Source organism: Herpetosiphon geysericola, assembly GCF_001306135.1.
Taxonomy (GTDB): domain Bacteria; phylum Chloroflexota; class Chloroflexia; order Chloroflexales; family Herpetosiphonaceae; genus Herpetosiphon; species Herpetosiphon geysericola.
Window position 1 is genome coordinate 21,157 of the sequence record NZ_LGKP01000037.1, and the last position, 19,547, is coordinate 40,703.

Here is a 19,547-nt window from a genome sequence, read left to right on the forward strand (position 1 = left end):
AAATGACGCCAATCATAATTGGTCGCAAGCCATGATCTGTATCGTTGAACCATGTAGTGTGAGGGAACGATTCGTCTATGGATACTGAAGAACGACGTACCCGCTTTAACGCCCTTCAGACGGCCTATGACCGTGGCCATGAAATCAATGAATATCTTCGCTTCCTGCAATCCTCGCGAACACCGCTTTCGTCGGAGGATGCACAGCATCGGATTGATGCCTATCATGCATGGTTTCGACAAACATTGCCCCTGCTCAATGCGGAGGAGCGTATCCGATTTGAATTTGCCTATACCGGTGATCCGCTGAAGCCTCGTTTACGGCAGTATCTGAATCATTACGCCGATGAGCGTGATCCCGAATCACTTCCCAAGGAACAGCCATTTGCCCGGATGTACCGCTGGCTTCATCCCTATAGTAGTCACTATGATCGCTTTATGGCTGAACAAATCAACATTGTTGCCACTGCCCGGAAGCGGATGCTGGATGTCCCTTCAGTATTTCCTCCTGAACTCCTCCCCTTAATCAGTCAACCCTTCGCAAGCCGAAAATAGAGTATTCCCGCGATTGATGGTCTTTTTCTGTCAGCAGGCGCAGATCGCGCGTGGTATGTCTATCCCCCACGCCAGATAGTAGAAAGCCAAAAGGCAACGCGGGTCTATGGCTGGCTCGATGGGATTCGGCTCCATGCACCTGATCAAGAATATACGATTGTTGCCAAAGTGTGTCGGATTATGATGCAACAAAATATGGTTGGGGCGGGCACAGGAAAAGCAATGGAACAACTGCTCGCCTCCGTGACATCCGAATCATCCCAAGCCCTTCCCGCTATCGCCGTGGTTGATCCGCAGCGTCTTACCACATTGCGCGCCATCGCAGCGCATAATCCCCCATTTGATCTGCGCAAATTGATTCAGCTGTTGGAAGAGCTGGTACGCTGTATGGATCAGCGTGCATTGTTTGTTGCCGCCATGCTGACCCGAGCCATTGTGGATCATGTCCCACCGATCTTTGCATGCAAAACCTTTAATGAGGTGGTCAATAACTATCCTGGTTCGCGTTCCTTTAAGGAATCGATGGGAATTCTGAATACCTCCATCCGTAAGATTGCCGATGCCCATTTACACACACCGATTCGAGCATCTGAGGTGTTACCGACTCGAATTCAGGTCGATTGTGCGCGTGAACTGGATGTATTGCTTGGTGAAATTATTCGGATTCTGCAATAAGAACTATCGACGCTCAATGCGTATTAGCTACCTCATACTCTATATTTCTTTGATCTGTACCATGGTGATGGCCTGTTGTCGTGCAAGGCATGAAACGTTCAATGCTGCCTTCGTGTGGGTGTGGTCTGTAGCCACCACGACTAATCTCACGTACTAGGTTCCCATCGCGCTTCAAGACGCATCCGATCCCACGCCGATCCCATGCTGCCCATGACCTTAACCAAATCCTTTCGGATCGACTGCGGTTCTATCCGACCGTGTAGGTGGTTACCCGGCGGATGGTTTCGCCGATCAAGCTGCACGCTCCCAGTGGACCATCTCTTTTTTCCTTAAGGAAGTGACGTTGGATTGGATACTGATTATCGAATCCATTAACCGGCCCATAGCATGATTGCTATGAGCCGGTTATAAAACAGTTGCGGTTGTAGGTATCGCAACACGCAGGTCTCCAGCGCACGGATTACGCGCGTGTTCGGAGTATGCCAGATCGCAGAATATCGATACCGTTCTCGCGATAGCCAAGGGTGAGAGAAGTCGACAATTGACAGAATGATTCGGCATAATTCTTCAACAGACGAGACTCCTCCAACACGTCACTATCATCAGCCAAATGATCGACGAGCGAACGCGTCAGCAAGACAATCAGTTTTGCCCGTGCCCGTGATGCCATCACGTTAAACCGGTTGAGGCTGTAGAGAAATTCATCCTCGCTTCGGATGAGATCAGCATCGCCCAAGCCAAAGGATGCAATAATCACATCACGCTGTTGTCCCTGAAAGCGCTCAACAGTATCGACTGCGTTCCAAATCGCGGTTGGATTGTGTTCAGGAAAGATGGTGTGCAGCCGACTGACAATACTACTCATTTGCGCCCGATGCGGTGTAACCACCCCTACCGCTCGCTCCCAGAAGCGTTTCTCATCATAGGTCTGGCCACTGAGCGCTCGTTCGGTCGTTCCTTGGTACTCGCCTGTCAGCTGTTGATCCAATCGTCCATACAATAGCCAGAGAAGCGCGGTTACCGCATCCGCTTCAAAAGCATTTGCTTGGCCAGCAACATCATCCTCGTAGATAAAACATACCGCTGGATCAGCAGGGTTTAACACCCGAAGCCAGTCTGGAGTCCAATAGAGGTCGTTTGGCCACAACGGAGGACGCTCCACGGGTAACCCTGGTGGCAAGATGGATAAGCGCAAATTGGAATGAAATGCTGATAGTCCCGGATCATAGCCCACCTGTTTGGTAAAATCCACCAGCGTTTGGCAGGACCGATAGTTAATTTGAAGGGGTAGCGGATCAACATTGTGATAATGGCGAACATAGTTGTAGACCGATCCAACCAGATATTCAAGTCCTTCAGGCGGCGTTGCGGGGTGGATCGGAGGAAGCTGTTTGTCATCACCTGCAAGGATAAAGGCGGCGTTTGTTGCCGCCTTGGACACGATGAGTGTCGCCTCCGCAACCCCAAGCTGGGATGCCTCGTCGATCAGAATCAGATCAAACCAACGCTTTTGTGTATGTTTTATTTGAACTGGTGGGGATTTGCTCTTCTTATCAGTTGCAATGGCAAGGTTATGGAGTTGCTGCGGCGGGCCTGCTACAATCACAATGCCTGTTGGGGCATCGAGGAGCGCTTGTAACGCTTGAACTTCAGATGAGGACTGGGTCTTTTTAACTGGAATAGGCGTAATGGCCGGATGGGTTACCAGTTCTGCGGGAGGCTCGCTATACTGGCTGTGCAGGCGATAGAGACGGCATGCCTTCGCGGCATTTGTGCCGAAGATAGTTTGCAGCACGGTGTCCAGACCGAGCAAGACATTATCAATCGCCGTATAGGTATTAGATGCAATCAGGATACGGAGTGGGTGCTGCTGTTTCTGCGCGCTTAAGACCGCCCCAGCAATAATTGCGCGGAGTGTTTGGCTTTTTCCCGTACCTGGTGGTCCCCAGATTAATGCCAACCGTTGGGTCAGTGCGGCGCGCCATGCGGCCCATTGCGAATCGTTAAGCGGTTCGTGCATCTGAAGTTGTGCTTGAACACTATCCACATCCCGGGCAATGGTTTGGGTTGCCAAGCGTGCAGCCTGCCATAAAAATTCGGCTGCTGGTGTCTCCGGGGTTGAAGCTGCGCTACTCGGGGTGGACCGTCCTAAGGCAAATGCGGCCTCGGCGTGGTCACCCGCTGTAGCAGGATGGCCAATGCCTTGCAACGTCAATGATAGTTTTCTCGAAAGATAATCATCCCCGACCGGGTCAAGCATCATATCAGTGGAAAAGTCGATTGCTCCCGCCTGCTCAAGAGGCATGACACAATTCGTAAAGGCCGGCTTCAGGGCAATCAAGCCATTAACGCGATCAATCGCCTCAACTGATACCTTGGTCAAGCCTGCCTCCGCGATCGTTCCATTCGCATAAACGTTGATACCGTGTGACGATGTCAAAGGATAGGCTGGTGTGTTCAGAAATGCCGGATTATGGCGCGGTGACAGCGCATACCCGAGGGCCGGTGGGCGGACATTGAAGGCATACGAGTCAGGATTGAGCGTATAAATGAACAGGTCGGTTATCCGATCAAGCGTCTGTGGAGCCGTTTTTTGCAGGAGGGCGTAGGCCGTATTTTTAGCGGCACCATCAAGCCGCTGAAGGAGATGGGCCGATTTGAAGCGGGCCTCCCGCTCATGCGCTGGCATGGTTCGGAGCGTATGATCATCCAACTCGGCCATGGCCTGATTGAGCCGCGTATATTCGTACCATAGCAGGCTTTGGAATGGTAGACTTGTTAGTTGGGGTGGCTTTTTAACGAGCGGTGGCGCTGCTGCATGATTGAGCAAGGGCTTCAGGTCTTTTTCCAGCTGTGCTACGACAAATGCAAGGGCATTTAATTTTTTTGCGGTTGTCTCCTCAATTGTTCGCAGTGTCTGTGTATAATCTCCTCGACGTGTCCACATTTCATGGATGCGTTCACCAGGAATAAGATCACTTAATGGCTCCCGATACAATGGATGCACAGAGATTTCCCCCACAGACGGGGGATGATAGGTTCTTGCAACATCTAACAGGGTATAGTGATGCGGTACCGGAACCGCAACCGTATTCTGCACGACGCTTGAAACAACCGTAAAGGACGATTTATAGGATGCTTCTTCCGCATGGCTCAGCAACTCTGGTGGCGGAAAGAGCCATGCCAAATTCCGCAGCTTGGGATCAGCAAGAATAGCATCAAGATGGCGACCAACGATCCGCGTTAATTGCTTGCGCTGAGCTTCATCCCAGAGATAGATTTGGTACGTACTACGGGTTTGTTTCTCTGGCTTACTTGGATCACCGCGCCGGTTAGCCGTACAATCGTGGTCGTCCTGCTGCTTAACATCATTCATAATCGCGTGCAGTGCGCGCAAGAATTTGAGCAACTCCTCACGTTCGCGTGTCAGGCTGCGCTGATCGACGAGGTAGACCTCTTGAAAGCGGGTGTCCTTCGCCCAACGTTTGCTTTCTGCTTTTTCAGCCGACCCGAACGGCAGCGGTTCTTTCCAAAAGGCACGGAGACTTAATGTCGCCGTAATCGCACTTGAGAGATCATAGTCGAGGAAGAGATAGATGTGGAGGTCGGGCCAGCGTGGCATCAGCGCACTCCCACCCGCGTTAGGAATCGTCCCTGTCAGGTTGTGCGCTAAGGCTCGGGCGCGATGCGGATAGATGGTTCGCTTTGCCCGTAACGAGGGGCTACGGTTAAAGATGTTATCCGCGTCTGATACTTGGGCAAGAACGGAGATATCCGCAACCGCGTCTCGGAGCAGTTTGGCTCCCCCTTTTGAGAGACCCACAACCCGCGAAAGGTGGCCTGTGGCTTCGGCGGTTGGCCAGCAATGCAGCGGGCTGTTAGCCACCGCGCCGGTTCTATCTTTCCATGGATAGCCAAGAAACTCACATCCATTACAGGTGTTGGTCACATGCCACGGGAGCTGATCCCATGGTGTCTGAAGAACCATGGGGAGTTCTTCGTGAAAAAAGCGGCGGAGCCGTGGCGCGAATGCATCAAACGGCGCGATCTCAATGTCGTCTTCAAGCGCTGAGGCCAACACGTCCGGCGATGCTTGCTGTCCTTTTTTCTGGTACTCATAAAAGACGCGCTGGATCCGGGAGGCTTCATAGGAGCCAGGCCAGACCGCTGGGGCGGCAATGACTACATAGTCCTGATCCCATCCATGATCTTTGAGCCATGCAGCCAGAGTAATCGAGTAATAGACAACCTCGGCAAAGTAGTGGGCACCCGGTTCGGCTGCTAATTTGATATCGATCACACGCAGGCGCAACCGATCATCGGTTGCCTCAAGGGTCACGACATCCCCATTCGGCTGGACAGCTTGCAGCGTTGGGATCTGACCACGATCGGGTTGGATCGTCTCCCAAGCCGCAGGATGGCGCGCTGGTGGAAGCACTTGAATCAGATCGGGCAAAGCGTTTCCCACATCCAGCGGCATCCCAAAGCGATCGTGCAGGGATGAAAGCCCAACGGCATCCTTGAAGGTTTGGGTTGCCGCATCGTACTGACCCTCAACAATGAATTGATATGGTTTGAGGTGCGGTAATACGGTAGGAAGCGGCAACGCTGCTGGCCGATTGTTGGTCATCGTCGCACTGACGTGCACTGCATCCTTCCCAAAGACCGATGCGAGTTCGCTGACTTTTTCGTCTTGCCATGTATAGCCCATGGCACCAACTAAACCTAAGCCAGCGCGTGCTTGTTGCCGTTCGGGCATGCCATAGGTCTTCCGCTCTGCATCAGAATACAGATTCAAGAGAAGCTGGCGCTGACAGGTGTTTCGCAAATAGAGCGAGAGTGCTTTTTTCTTTAACGATGGCATCTTAGTCTGCTTTCTGTGATACATGGTCGAGCACGAGATCAATGCCAATCGCGTGACGGCCAAGGGTTTGTGCAACGCTAAGGGTGGTGCCACTGCCCATAAATGGATCGAGCACGGTGCCAGCCGTAAACGCGGCATTGCAATCGCACTTCGTCCATCCAACCGCGCGTTTGGGCCCAAAAGTAAACTCACGAAAGTAGCCGCCGAGGACTTCTTTTGCATGTGCCGCCAATTGCTGGACACGCGCAGCATTGCGACCCGCGCCCTTTTGAATCTGTTTGCCTTTTCCAGCGTCGGAGATGCCGACCGCCCGAATTGCAGCAAGGTGTTCATCAGTTAACCCGTGCTCGTGAAATAATTCCATTGCCCGGATGGCTTGGGGTCGTGCGGGATCAAGGTCTGCCGTCGGCTCTAGCGTGCGAAGATGCGGACGCTGACAGCTAGGACAGATGCGTTCTGGGCAGGCAAGGAGAATAGCGCGATGGGCTAACTCAGGCGGAAAGGGAGCAAGATGCTCACTCTTACTTCGGGTGGGATACAATTCCCACAAATCGTCAGGAATCGTTGCTGCAGCACCGTCCCACACATCGCCGGGGTTTGCCGCTTTGCCCCGATCAGCCGCTAATGCATAGAGATCAAAATAAATGTCGCGGGCATTGCGTGCCCGCGTGAGATGAAAGACCGATTCATGCCGTGATGCGAGGCGATAGGAAACGGGTTCCGGACGACCCACGGATTTTGCCCAGACAATATGATTCACAATATTCCATCCCGCTGCACGTGCACCGATCTCGAACATGGCTGGTATCCCGACAAGGAAGCCGTCTTTATAACTATCGCCTAGATTGAGAAAGAGCGATCCGTGGGGGCGAAGCAGACGAATCCAACCCGCTAAAATAGCTATTAAGGCCGTAATATACGCCTCGGGGGTTGCCTCCTGGCCCAGTTGATCAGGATGGCCATAGTCGCGACGTTGCCAGTAGGGCGGCGAGGTAACAATAACATCCACACTGCTATTCGGGAGAAACGACAAATCACGGGCATCGCCTTGATAGATGGTCGTCGTGGTTGACTGTGCAGGAGTACGTGCTCCCGGATGCTGTTCTGGTGTATAAGCGTCACTTGGGAGAAGCAGAGCTTCTTCAAGGAGTGGAGATTGAAGGAGCGTATCATTTTCTCGTGCGTGCATAGGAAGCCTCGATAACAGAATGGATCAACCAGTCGTAGAAGGACATTGTTTGCGCATTGGAGCGCGCTCAGGAAAGGAGCCAATGAGAAAGGTCGCTCGCGGTCGCTTACCGATATGATGGTATCTCGCCACAGTATATCATTTTCTCATATGATGAGTACGATGAGCGTACTAAAATACGCTCAGGACTTGCATCAGGTGCGGTACAGATGGAATTGTACTAAATAGTATCAAGATGGATATTACACTAGGCAGCAGCTGCTATCAAGAAAGAGATGTAGAGAAGGTGTTTATATGGATGGCCATATAGCCCGATATATGCTTGTTATGCGGTCATTCCATTTACCCTAGTTTTGGTACGTATGTTGACCTGCGCTGCAAGGCCGATTGTATCGCACCTGCATTGTTATAGAATGAATGTTCTTTTTAAGATGCGTTTCTAGCGAAAATATGATAGACTCTGCTATGATCCGCCTACTGCGCGTTACACCATTTTTAGATCATGATCGTTATTGTAGGTCACCCCTAACAGACCTCGATCATTATGCCTACATCATACTAGGATGAGGATTATTGCCCCATGGCTTTAAAGAAATCGCACTTGTATCGTTCACTCTGGAGTAGCTGTGATGCACTACGGGGTGGCATGGATGCATCCCAATATAAAGATTATGTTCTGACCTTACTCTTTATGAAATATGTCTCCGATAAAACGGATAGCCTGATTGAGATTCCGACTGGAGGCAGCTTTGCGGATATGGTCAAGCTCAAGGGACAAAAAGATATTGGCGATCAGATCAACATTATTATTCGTCGATTGGCCGATGCGAATGGACTGCGTGGCGTAATTGATATTGCTGATTTTAATGATGAGACCAAGCTGGGAAGTGGGAAGGAGATGCAGGACAAGCTCTCCAAACTCATCGGCATTTTTGAAGGGGTGGACTTGCGGGCGAATCGCGCCGATGGCGATGACTTGCTGGGTGATGCCTATGAGTATTTAATGCGCAACTTTGCCACAGAATCGGGCAAGAGCAAAGGGCAATTCTATACCCCTGCCGAAGTATCGCGCGTGATGGCCAAGTTGCTTGGAATAGGGGCTGATACCCGTCCCGACCACACGATCTATGATCCGACGTGCGGCTCCGGCTCGCTCTTGCTTAAAGTCGCCGATGAAGCTCCCAACGGGATCTCGATTTATGGACAGGAAATGGATAATGCCACCTGGGCGTTGGCGCGAATGAATATGTTCTTGCATGGCTATGCCACGCATGAGCTTCGCCGTGGTAACACCTTGGCGGCTCCCCAGTTCAAAGATGCCTATGGAAAGTTAATGACCTTTGACTTTGCCGTGTCGAATCCGCCCTTCTCGACCAAAGCATGGTCGAGTGGATTTGACCCACTTGCGGATGTCTTTGAACGCTTTGCCTATGGTGTTCCGCCCGAAAAGAATGGGGATTATGCCTTCTTGCTGCATCTGATTAAATCGCTCAACAGCAGGGGCAAAGGGGCCATCATTTTGCCGCATGGGGTGTTATTTCGGGGCAATAAAGAAGGGGATATTCGGCGCACCTTAATTCAGCAAGGCGTGATCAAAGGGATTATTGGGTTGCCCGCGAACTTGTTTTATGGCACGGGGATTCCTGCCTGCATTCTGGTGATTGATAAAGCCCATGCCCATACCCGAACTGGTATTTTTATGATCGATGCCTCAAAAGGCTTTATCAAAGATGGCAATAAGAATCGGCTGCGGGCGCAGGATATCCATAAGATTGTGGATGTCTTTACCGCCTTGCGCGATATTCCAGGCTATTCCCGCATGGTTCCGGTGAGCGAAATTGCTTGCAAAACAACTAATAATTACAATTTGAATATTCCGCGTTATATCGATGCGAACGAACTCGAGGATCTGCACGATCTGGATGCCCACTTAAATGGTGGCATCCCTAACCGCGATCTGGATGCCTTAGCACCTTACTGGCGTGAGTTTCCGAGCCTACGCAATGCCTTGTTTCAACCCGTGCGGCCTGACTATTCCCAACCCATCGTTGCGCCCCAGCAGGTCAAAGCCACAGTCTTGGCCCATCCTGAGTTTCAGCGTTATCACCAGTCGGTGTTGGATGTCTTTACGGCATGGAAAGCGGCTCATGCTGCACAGTTACGGGGCCTTCGGCAAGCGATCCATCCGAAAGCCGTGATCCACGCCCTCTCGGAAGATTTATTAGCCAATTTTTCCACGGTTAAGCTCTTGGATCGCTATGCGACTTATCAACGACTGATGGACTATTGGGAATCGGTGATGCAGGATGATGTCTATCTGATTGCTGCCGATGGATGGGTGCAGGCAGCGAGTCCGCGCGGGATTATCGACGATGCTGCTAAGGGGATTCGCGAAACGCCGGATCTCGTAGTTGGGGGCAAGAAGTATAAGGTGGATCTGATTCCCCCAGCGCTCATCATTGCGCGGTATTGTCAAAAAGAACAGGCTGCATTGACGAAGGCACAAACCACGGCGGAAGCTGCTGCGAGTGAGCTTGAGGCATTTCTTGAGGAATACACGAGTGAGGAGGGCTTGCTGGCCGATGCGCTGAATGAAAAAGGGAGATTAACCCGCATTAGTATCAAGGATCGGCTAAAAGCATTACGGGCTGATGGGCATCAATTGCCGTTCGGACGTGATCCCGAGGAGGAGGCTGAAATTGCGGCGCTCAAAGAGGGATTGTTCTTGTTTGATCGGGATGCTGATGCGACGAAAGCCGTCAAAGAGGCGCAAATAGTGCTTGATAGAGCAGTATTGGAGCGCTATGAGATGCTGGCGCGGGAGGAAGCCGCGATTCAAGCATTGGTTGTGGATGATAAGTGGATGGCGACGATTCAAGCGATGATTGTCGATCAGTATGTTGCAGCAGAACTGGCGACGATCACCAGCGAAGTCCAACGAGTGATGCAGCAGTTTGCCCAGCGTATGAAGGAGCTTGACGAACGCTATGCCCATCCATTATCCACGCTGGAGCAGGATGTAGCAGTATTGAGTGATCGCGTGGCTGCGCATTTGAAACGCATGGGCTTGCAGTGGGAGTGATAATGGCGATGCTGAATCCAACGACTGAATCAGGGACTGATGCCGTTCCGGCAGGGTATAAACGCACCGAGGTGGGGATTATTCCCGAAGATTGGCCTGTTGTTCAATTAGGTGATTTGGCGACTTTTATAACCGGACCTTTTGGTAGTGCAATCCATAAGTCGGACTATATCGATTATGGGATTCCTTTAATTAACCCCATGCATATTATTGAGGGATCTATTGTACCTTCATCAAATATGTCTATCAGCAGCGAGGCAGCAAAAAACTTAGTTAGTTTTCATTTACGGTTTGGCGACGTTATTATTGGTAGACGTGGTGATATGGGTCGTTGTGCGGTGGTACAAAAGGAAAATGTTGGATGGATTTGTGGAACGGGATCATTAATTATTCGCTGTTTTAAGGATGTATCTCCTAGTTTTATTCAAAGAATATTGTCAAGTCCACAGGCTATAGCAGCTATAGAAGATACCTCTGTGGGTTCGACGATGATCAATCTTAATCAAAATACACTTAAATTACTTTCTATCCAATATCCTCCCTACCAAGAACAACGAGCGATAGCCGAAGCTCTATCTGATACCGATGCCCTCATTACGGCATTGGATCGCCTGATTGCGAAGAAGCGAGCCATCAAACAGGCGACGATGCAGCAGTTGCTTACAGGGAAAACACGCTTGCCTGGGTTTGATGGCGAGTGGCATACTAAACATTTAGGTGATATCTTGTCAATCAAGAAAGGACAGCTTATCACCGAATCTTCTATATCGCATGGTTCTATCCCTGTTGTTGCAGGTGGAAAGAAGCCTGCATATTTTCATAATCGGGCAAATCGTTTTGGTAAAACGATAACAATCAGTGCTTCCGGTGCTAATGCAGGGTATATACACTTTTATGACATTCCAATTTATGCATCCGATTGCCTAACGATTAGTGAGGGGGTAAGCTATTGTCTAGAATTTATCTATTACCAATTACTCAATCAACAACAGATAATTTATGATTCGCAAACGGGTGGAGCACAACCCCATATTTATTCTGGACATTTGAGTTCTCTTACATTTGTACTCCCCTTACTTGACGAACAACGTGCGATTGCTACGGTTTTATCAGATATGGATGCTGAACTGTATGCCCTTGAGCAACGACGTGCGAAAACCATCCAGATCAAACAAGGCATGATGCAGCAATTACTCACCGGACGGATTCGTTTGCGTGCGCCATTGGCTGAGGAGGATGCATGACGAGTGTCGGCGAAAAGGAACGTGCTACCCAAGAGACGGTGATTGAATGGTTCACCGACACCCTTGGCTATCGCTATCTTGGGTTCTGGAAAGAGCGCCCTAACAATCGCAACATCGAAGAATCCTATCTTTCGGCATGGCTGGAATCGCGGGGATACGACGCGGCGATCATCACCAAAGTCATCCGAAAAGTCACCGATGCCGCAACGCTGGGCGGGACGAAAACCCTCTATGATGCCAATCGGGCAGTCTATGATCTGTTGCGCTATGGGGTTAAGATCCAGCCTTCATTGGGCGAACCCTACCAGACGGTGTGGCTCGTCGATTGGGAGACTCCAGCGGCCAATGATTTTGGGATTGCTGAAGAAGTCACGGTGGCCGGAGTGCATGGGAAACGTCCTGATCTGGTGCTCTATCTGAATGGGATTGCGGTTGGGGTCATCGAATTAAAACGCTCAACCGTCTCGGTCAGCGAAGGTATTCGGCAGAACCTCGACAGTCAACGCAAAGAGTTTATTCGCCCCTTTTATACGACCGTGCAGTTGGTGATGGCGGGCAATGCGACCGAAGGATTACGCTATGGGGTGATCGAAACGCCCGAAAAGTATTACCTCGAATGGAAAGAAGACAACAATTCCATTCCCTCGCCCTTGTTGCGTGGACTCAGCCAAGTGTGTTCCAAACCACGGCTGCTTGAACTCATCCATGACTTTATGGTCTTTGATAGCGGCACGAAAAAGACCTGTCGGCATAATCAATACTTTGGCGTGAACGCGGCCCAAACCCATATTCAGCGCCGTGAGGGTGGGATCATCTGGCATACCCAAGGCAGCGGCAAAAGTCTCACGATGGTCTGGCTGGCTAAGTGGATTCGTGAGCATGTCCCGCAGAGTCGCGTGTTACTGATTACGGATCGCACCGAGCTTGATGAACAGATTGAAGGCGTGTTCTTAGGAGTCCAAGAAACGATTCATCGCACGTCGAGCGGAGCCGATCTGGTGCAGGTCTTAGGGCGTGACGAGGAATGGTTGATCTGCTCGCTGATTCATAAGTTTGGCCGCAGCGACGAAGGCGATATTGATGGATTTTTGGAAGAGATTCGCCGCCATCTCCCCGCGCAATTTCAGCCACGCGGTGACATCGTGGTGTTCGTTGATGAATGTCACCGGACGCAATCCGGCAAACTCCACCACGCCATGAAAGCCCTCTTGCCGAATGCGATGTTAATTGGCTTTACCGGAACCCCGTTGCTGAAGCGCGATAAGCAGACCAGTATTGAAGTCTTTGGCCCCTATATCCATACCTACAAATATAACGAGGCGGTGCGTGATGGGGTAGTGCTGGATTTGCGCTATGAGGCCCGCGATATTGACCAACGCCTGACGGCTCCCGCCAAGATTGATCAGTGGTTTGCCAGTAAAACCAGCGGGTTGACCGATGTTGCCAAAGCCCAGATCAAACGGCGGTGGGGCACGCTCCAACAGGTCTTGAGTAGCCGCGAACGGTTACAAATGATTGTGGCCGATATTCTGATGGATATGGAAACGCGCGATCGGCTGAAGAGTGGTCACGGGAATGCGTTGCTGGTATCCAGTAGTATTTATTCAGCCTGCCGCTTGTATGAGTTTTTTCAAGCAACAGATTTAGCAGGCAAGTGTGCGATTATTACATCCTATAAACCGTCGCCTGCCGATATGAAGGGCGAGGAGAGCGGCGAAGGGTTGACCGAGAAACTGCGCCAGTATGCGATCTATTGTACGATGCTTGCGAAGCACTTTGACGAGCCAGCTGAAACGGCCATGTATAAAACCGCCCAGTTTGAGCGCGAAGTCAAGCACCGCTTTATCCATCAACCGGGCCAGATGAAGCTCTTGATTGTTGTGGACAAACTCTTGACCGGATTTGATGCGCCACCTGCAACCTATTTATATATTGATAAGCAGATGCGCGATCATGGGTTGTTTCAGGCTATTTGTCGGGTCAATCGGCTCGATGGCAACGATAAAGCCTATGGCTATATTATTGATTATAAAGACCTGTTTCAATCCCTGGAACATTCCATTCGTGAGTATACCGGAGCCGCCCTTGATGGCTATGATGCCGCTGATGTCGCAGGCTTGCTCAAGGATCGTATCCAGATGGAGCGCGAGCGTCTTAATGAAGCCCGTGAGGCCGTGATGGCTTTGTGTGAGCCAGTCTTGGCCCCGCGTGATACGCCTGCCTATTTGGCCTATTTTTGTGGATCGAGTGATCAGCCTGCGCAGCTTAACGAGCGTGAGCCACGGCGGGTCTTGCTGTATAAGCTGGTGGCGACCCTCGTTCGGTCTTATGCGAATCTCGCTAATGACATGGCTGCCGCAGGCTACAGCGCTGCCGAAACCCAAGCGATCAAAGCCGACGTGACCAAGTACGAAGCCATCCGTAGCGAAGTCAAGATCGGAAGTGGCGACGCGGTGGATCTGAAGCGGTTTGAGCCAGCGATGCGTCACCTGATTGATACCTATATTCGGGCGGATGCGAGTGAAAAAGTATCGGCGTTTGAGGATATTCCGTTGGTGCAATTGATTGTGGAGCGCGGCGAGCAGGCCATTGACGCACTTCCCCCAGGAATTGCCACCAATCAGCAGGCGGTTGCGGAGACGATTGAGCAGAACGTGCGGCGGGTGATTCTTGATGAAATGGCGATCAACCCGCGCTATTACGAGCGCATGTCCGATCTGCTGGATGCACTGATTCAAGCCCGCAAACAACAAGCGCTGGACTATCAGGCATACCTTGCCAAGATGGTTGCCTTAACTCGTACTGTCATGCAGCCAGAAACCCAAACCACCTATCCTCCAACCATCACGAGTGGGGCACTGCGGGCTTTGTATGATACGTTGGAGGGGCAGCTTGGTGTAGCTCAGACCGATGGTGGTGAGGGGCAGGATGCCGCAACGATTGCCGCGTTGGCCGTGCGGTTGGATACGACGATTCGCCAGGTCAAAAAAGCCCAATGGCGCGATAATCCCTTTAAGCTGCGTGAAGTCCAGCAGGCGATTCGCACCGTGCTGCATCCTGATGTGGCACTCGCTGCCATGATCATGGAGATTGTGAAACAGCAACATGACTACTAAACAGACACAGATCATGGTTGCAGATATTCCAGTGGAGATCGTGCGCAAACCGATCAAGCATCTGCATCTTGGGGTGTATCCGCCGTATGGCCATGTGCGGGTATCTGTTCCGCTGCGGGTGGATGATGATGCCATCCGTTTGGCCGTGATTACGCGGTTGCGTTGGATACGCCAGCAACAGGCGCAGTTTGTCCAGCAAGCTCGCCAAGACCAACGGGCCATGGTGAGCGGCGAAAGCCACTATGTGGAAGGGCGGCGCTATCGCCTGAGTGTGGTTGAGCAGCATGGCCCCCCGCATGTTCGCCGTTTAAACAATCAGTATTTAGAGCTTCAGGTTCGCCCAGAGCACACCCGTGTTCAACGCGAGGCCGTGTTACAACAGTGGTATCGGCAGCAATTGCGCAGCCAGATTCCAGCCTTGATTGCGAAATGGGAACCACAGATCGGCGTAGCCGTGGCCGCATGGGGCATTAAGCGGATGAAAACGCGCTGGGGAACCTGTAATACGGCGGCACGGCGGATTTGGCTGAACTTGGAATTAGCCAAGAAGCCGCTCCCTTGCCTTGAATATGTGGTCGTGCATGAAATGGTGCATTTGCTGGAGCGCCATCACAATACCCGTTTTCAGGCACACTTGGATCGGCTCTTGCCCCACTGGCGGTTCTATCGTGCTATCTTGAATCAAGCACCGCTTGCCCACGAGGAATGGACGGTGTAGTATGATTCGCGGGTAAGATTGGGCTAAATATTTGAACTATCGATGCTTGCATTATTCTCTGATACCATGGCTGTAGTGTTAACCTGTGGGGTAAAACCATGTACTTAAAGTCGATTACAATCCAAAAATTTGGCCCATTCTTTGAGCCAGCGACATTAATCCTTGAACCTAGTATCACAGTGTTGACGGGACGAAATGATACAGGGAAATCGGCTCTGCTTCGGGCTATCCAGTTACTGTATTCTCGTAAGGCTATTGTTGAGGATGATGCGAATATTGATTGGTTATCAGAGAATACAGTATCTTGGAAAGATGATCCTGATATTCGATGTAATGCTATTTTTACAACGAAGAATATGCAACAATATGTTACAGGAAGCAATATAACCAATGAAACAGGAGATATTGAGTTACAATTCACTATGTCACCAAATATGAGGAAGGCTCGTGTTAATAAAGTTATCTATGATGATCGCAAAGAAGAAGGTAGTATGGTACTTAAAGGATTGCCGGGTCTTATGGCATTTCCAATAGAGGAGAACATTAATGGTCTCTTGATTGAAGAAAAAATGAACCAATTAGAAATAGAGTTAATGACGTTAGCGTTTGGTGAAAATGCAATAAAAAGAATCCAAGATTTAAATAAAACAAATTTTTTAAAGATATTAAAAGAAGCAAACAAAAAAATTAATGATTTATTGAAAAGCATGCTACAGAATAGTAATCTAGATATCGTTTTAGAAATTTCTAGAATCTCATCTAATCCTCTAGAATTGTCAATCAGTATTTTGGATGAATACCAAGGAGAAACTCCCCTTAATGTGCGAGGTTATGGTGTCCGGAAGATTATATCGCTTCTTGTTGCTCTCCTTACGAGAAAAGATACTAAAAAGCCACTTTTAATTCTCTTTGATGAACCAGAGAATGGACTTCATGCCGATGCTCAGCATTTTCTTCGGATAGTTTTGGAAGGGCTAGCAAAAAATGAGAATATTCAAGTTATTTATACAACCCACTCCCCATCTATGATTAATCCAATGCTTCCAACACACATTCGTCTCTTGGAACGAAAAACAGTTGATGGCAAGGCAACAACCATTATTAATAATCAACCAATCGAGGAGAATTTTGCGCTTGTTCGATCAAGCCTTGGGATGAACCCGGCTGATTCGCTCCTTTATGCGCCGATTACGATTGTCGTCGAAGGAATTACAGAAGTATTTACGCTTCCCTTAATTCTAATGAAGTTCCACGCTCATCAGGTTGCTGGATTCGAGAAAGTAAAGGTCTTTCTTTCAATTATCCATCTTCTTGATGGCCGAGGTGGTGAGATGGATTATTGGTGCCGAATGGCGCAATCACAAGGATGTCAACCTATTATTTTTGCTGATGGTGACCAACGCAAAAGATTGGCGCGGCCCGGCGTTCGTGAAAAATTAGGGGATATCCCAAAGGTCTTGCTTGATGAAGGTTCAGAAATTGAGGACACTGTTTCCAAGAATATCTATTTTTCTGCGCTTCGTGTCATCATAAAAGAGGATGGAATAACAAATGAAGCATTTGAGCATTGGCTATCCACTTCTAGCCTTGCTCCACAGATGATGTTTAGTAAAAAGGTTGATGCTTGGCTTGCAAAAGAGTTTCCATTGATAAGTCACGATTACAATAAGCCGCAAACTATGGCGAAAGCAATAGAAATAGCATCCATTGAGGATATTAATCAAGCACCTTTTTTAGAACTGGTTCAAACTATTGATAGACTTTTGAATCAGCGGTAAACTGTGTTTGGATTGGAATCCAAGGCAATAGTGACCAAAAATGATATAAAAAGCAAATAGAAATGCTGGTTTTGTTGTATCCAGCATCTTTACAATACTGTATTTACATTGATTATTGCTTTTATTCCCCCATGTAGCGTATCATCAGGCGGTGGAGAAATGGTAACAACACACGCCGTTGAAGCGTATCAAATATTGTCAGTCCAAAATACGCAGATCATAAACCGGTCTATTCATACCATAGATAAAGATCCCACACATCAATAACAATACATATGATGTTTATCGTATTTTGGCCACCCATAAGTTCGCCTTTTCAGACAGTATTCCAGCGTTTAATCCAAAAGAAGAGATGGGATTCTAATCTACCCATCCTTGAATATTTCTATGGAGGGAATGATGACACCATTTGATATCCATAGCCTCATCTTCGGTAGCGACGATGCCGAATTTGATCAGAAAAATGGCTTTCTCAGTAAGGTTTTTCTGAGTACCGCAGTCTATGAACGGATTAAACGATACAATAAGGAAGTTGTTATTGGTCGAAAAGGGTCTGGGAAAAGTGCAATCTGTATTATGCTCAAGAATGCGCTGGATGAAGATGGCAAAGTGATATTAATTACGCCTGACTCATTATCTCAAAGTAAGATTAGCTCATTGAAAAGCAGTAGCATTAACGAAGAAGAATCATATATCCTAAGTTGGAAATACTTGATAGCAACAATACTAGGAAAAGCAATAGTCGAAGATAAAAAAATATTTAGTAAATATAGTGAATTTAAGAAAATTAAAAGGTTTCTTATTGAAAACAGAGAAATAAAAAAAAGACTATTTAATTTTAAAGTAGGATCTTTTGCAAAAATGACGATTAGTACCCCTATTGGGTCAATCGAATTTGATCCAAAACAGACTCAAATAGATGCGGCAACCGAGCTTGATGAATTTATTCAAAGTATAAGCAGAATATTGATTAAAGATAATAATCGTAAATATACCTTATTGATGGATAAAATAGATGATATTTGGAATCAAACGAATGAGTCAAGAATGATGGTTATTGGACTTCTAAAATCTATACATATTCTCAATAATATATTTCATAATATTAAAATTATAACTTTTTTGAGATCAGATATCTATGACATATTAATATTTAATGATCGTGATAAATTGAGGAGTAGAGAAGAGAGGATTGAATGGGATAAAGATGGGTTAAAAAGAATGATTTGTAATAGAGCAAGAATATCCTCAAATATAGATGAGGATGATATAGATACAGTATGGAGGATGGTTTTTCCTGAAAATGTAAAGAACCAAGCTTCGTTTCAATATATGATTGATAGGACGCTTATGCGGCCAAGAGATATAATTTATTTTTGCAATATCTCATTAAATGAAGCACAAAATAAACAAAGAACAAAAATATCTGAAGAAGATGTTCTTCTTGCAGAAGAACAATATTCAGTATGGAAATCACAAGATATTATTAGTGAATTCTTTGTTCAATATCCCTATTTAGAGAATATATTTAACGAGTTTTATGACTGTACCAGTCCTTTACCTGACGGAAAGTTATTAGATGTTCATGGGAATTTAATTTCATCATCGAATAAATATCAAGAAGATGGTATTTCTGTGGAAAAGCTATTCCAAATCCTCTATTATGTTGGGTTTTTAGGTATAAGAAGAGATAATGTCGATAATTTTAGTCATAAAAATCAATATATGACAGCTAATGAGAATGATTTATTAATCATACATCCATTATTTTTCTCTTCATTAAGAATAAAATATTCATCAATTATTAAAGTTAGTGATATGAATATTAATTCAGGTATAGCACATGGAGTAGTGATAGGTGTAAATAGTGGCTCGATAATTCGATCTTCCCCAATTGGAAAAGAAGATTCTATAAATCACTATAAAAAAATACTAGAATTATATATTAGCAACTTAAAGAATATAGAAAGGAATATAGAATTGCAGCGTGCTAAATATGGCACTCTCACGACTCTTCAATTACATAATCAGTTTACTAGTGTACAGGCAGAAATAGACACTATTCGTAAAATAATCATAGGCCTAGAAGATGAGAGTAGTCAATGATTTCTCGTGATAATGCACCTGTTTTTCTGTACATTGGATTATATCGGTGGAGGTGCGAATCGCATTTCAGATATCAGGCAGGATTTATAAAAAACTCGGACTATCGAGTAATGTGCAATAAACCCATTCTCGTATTACTTGCTACTTTTTGGATTGTGGCATCGACTCGATCACTGTCGAGTGGGAAAGATCTGAGTTTCCTCAGCCATAAACTATTTCCA

The 19,547-nt window shown here is 47.9% G+C and carries 10 protein-coding genes; 8 read left to right on the plus strand and 2 right to left on the minus strand.

Going from position 1 to position 19,547, the window contains the following annotated elements; all coding sequences use genetic code 11:
• The first annotated feature begins 77 nt into the window (after positions 1–77).
• Positions 78–554, plus strand: a complete 477-nt coding sequence (locus SE18_RS23615; RefSeq protein ID WP_054536947.1) for a hypothetical protein — start codon at positions 78–80, stop codon at positions 552–554.
• Positions 555–734: 180 nt separating this feature from the next.
• On the plus strand, positions 735–1,229 hold the full coding sequence (locus SE18_RS23620) for a hypothetical protein (protein WP_152976736.1): 495 nt from the start codon (positions 735–737) through the stop codon (positions 1,227–1,229).
• A gap of 460 nt (positions 1,230–1,689) precedes the next feature.
• On the opposite strand, the gene SE18_RS23625 is transcribed toward SE18_RS23620, so the two are convergent.
• The gene (locus SE18_RS23625) at positions 1,690–6,093 is read right to left on the minus strand and encodes a DEAD/DEAH box helicase (protein ID WP_054536949.1); all 4,404 of its coding nucleotides are present in this window, start codon (positions 6,091–6,093) and stop codon (positions 1,690–1,692) included.
• 1 nt (position 6,094) lies between these two features.
• Positions 6,095–7,282 carry a DNA-methyltransferase gene (locus SE18_RS23630; protein WP_083470118.1) on the minus strand — a complete coding sequence of 396 codons (1,188 nt, stop codon included), beginning with the start codon at positions 7,280–7,282 and terminating at the stop codon, positions 6,095–6,097.
• Positions 7,283–7,862: 580 nt separating this feature from the next.
• Here SE18_RS23630 and SE18_RS23635 point away from each other — a divergent pair.
• The 6 genes from SE18_RS23635 to SE18_RS23660 all read left to right on the plus strand — a co-directional run bounded on the left by SE18_RS23635 (position 7,863) and on the right by SE18_RS23660 (position 19,326).
• Complete coding sequence (locus tag SE18_RS23635) at positions 7,863–10,364, plus strand: type I restriction-modification system subunit M (protein ID WP_054536950.1); 2,502 nt, start codon at positions 7,863–7,865, stop codon at positions 10,362–10,364.
• Between the two features lie 2 nt (positions 10,365–10,366).
• Positions 10,367–11,608, plus strand: coding sequence for a restriction endonuclease subunit S (locus tag SE18_RS27630; RefSeq protein ID WP_054536951.1), 1,242 nt, complete (start codon positions 10,367–10,369; stop codon positions 11,606–11,608).
• On the plus strand, positions 11,605–14,724 hold the full coding sequence (locus SE18_RS23645) for a type I restriction endonuclease subunit R (RefSeq protein WP_054536952.1): 3,120 nt from the start codon (positions 11,605–11,607) through the stop codon (positions 14,722–14,724). Before SE18_RS27630 ends, SE18_RS23645 begins: the two co-directional genes overlap by 4 nt.
• Positions 14,714–15,442, plus strand: a complete 729-nt coding sequence (locus SE18_RS23650) for a M48 family metallopeptidase (RefSeq protein ID WP_054536953.1) — start codon at positions 14,714–14,716, stop codon at positions 15,440–15,442. Before SE18_RS23645 ends, SE18_RS23650 begins: the two co-directional genes overlap by 11 nt.
• Positions 15,443–15,540: 98 nt before the next feature.
• Positions 15,541–17,220, plus strand: a complete 1,680-nt coding sequence (locus SE18_RS23655) for an ATP-dependent nuclease (RefSeq protein ID WP_054536954.1) — start codon at positions 15,541–15,543, stop codon at positions 17,218–17,220.
• A gap of 399 nt (positions 17,221–17,619) precedes the next feature.
• Positions 17,620–19,326 carry a P-loop ATPase, Sll1717 family gene (locus tag SE18_RS23660; RefSeq protein ID WP_054536955.1) on the plus strand — a complete coding sequence of 569 codons (1,707 nt, stop codon included), beginning with the start codon at positions 17,620–17,622 and terminating at the stop codon, positions 19,324–19,326.
• Positions 19,327–19,547 lie beyond the last annotated feature (221 nt).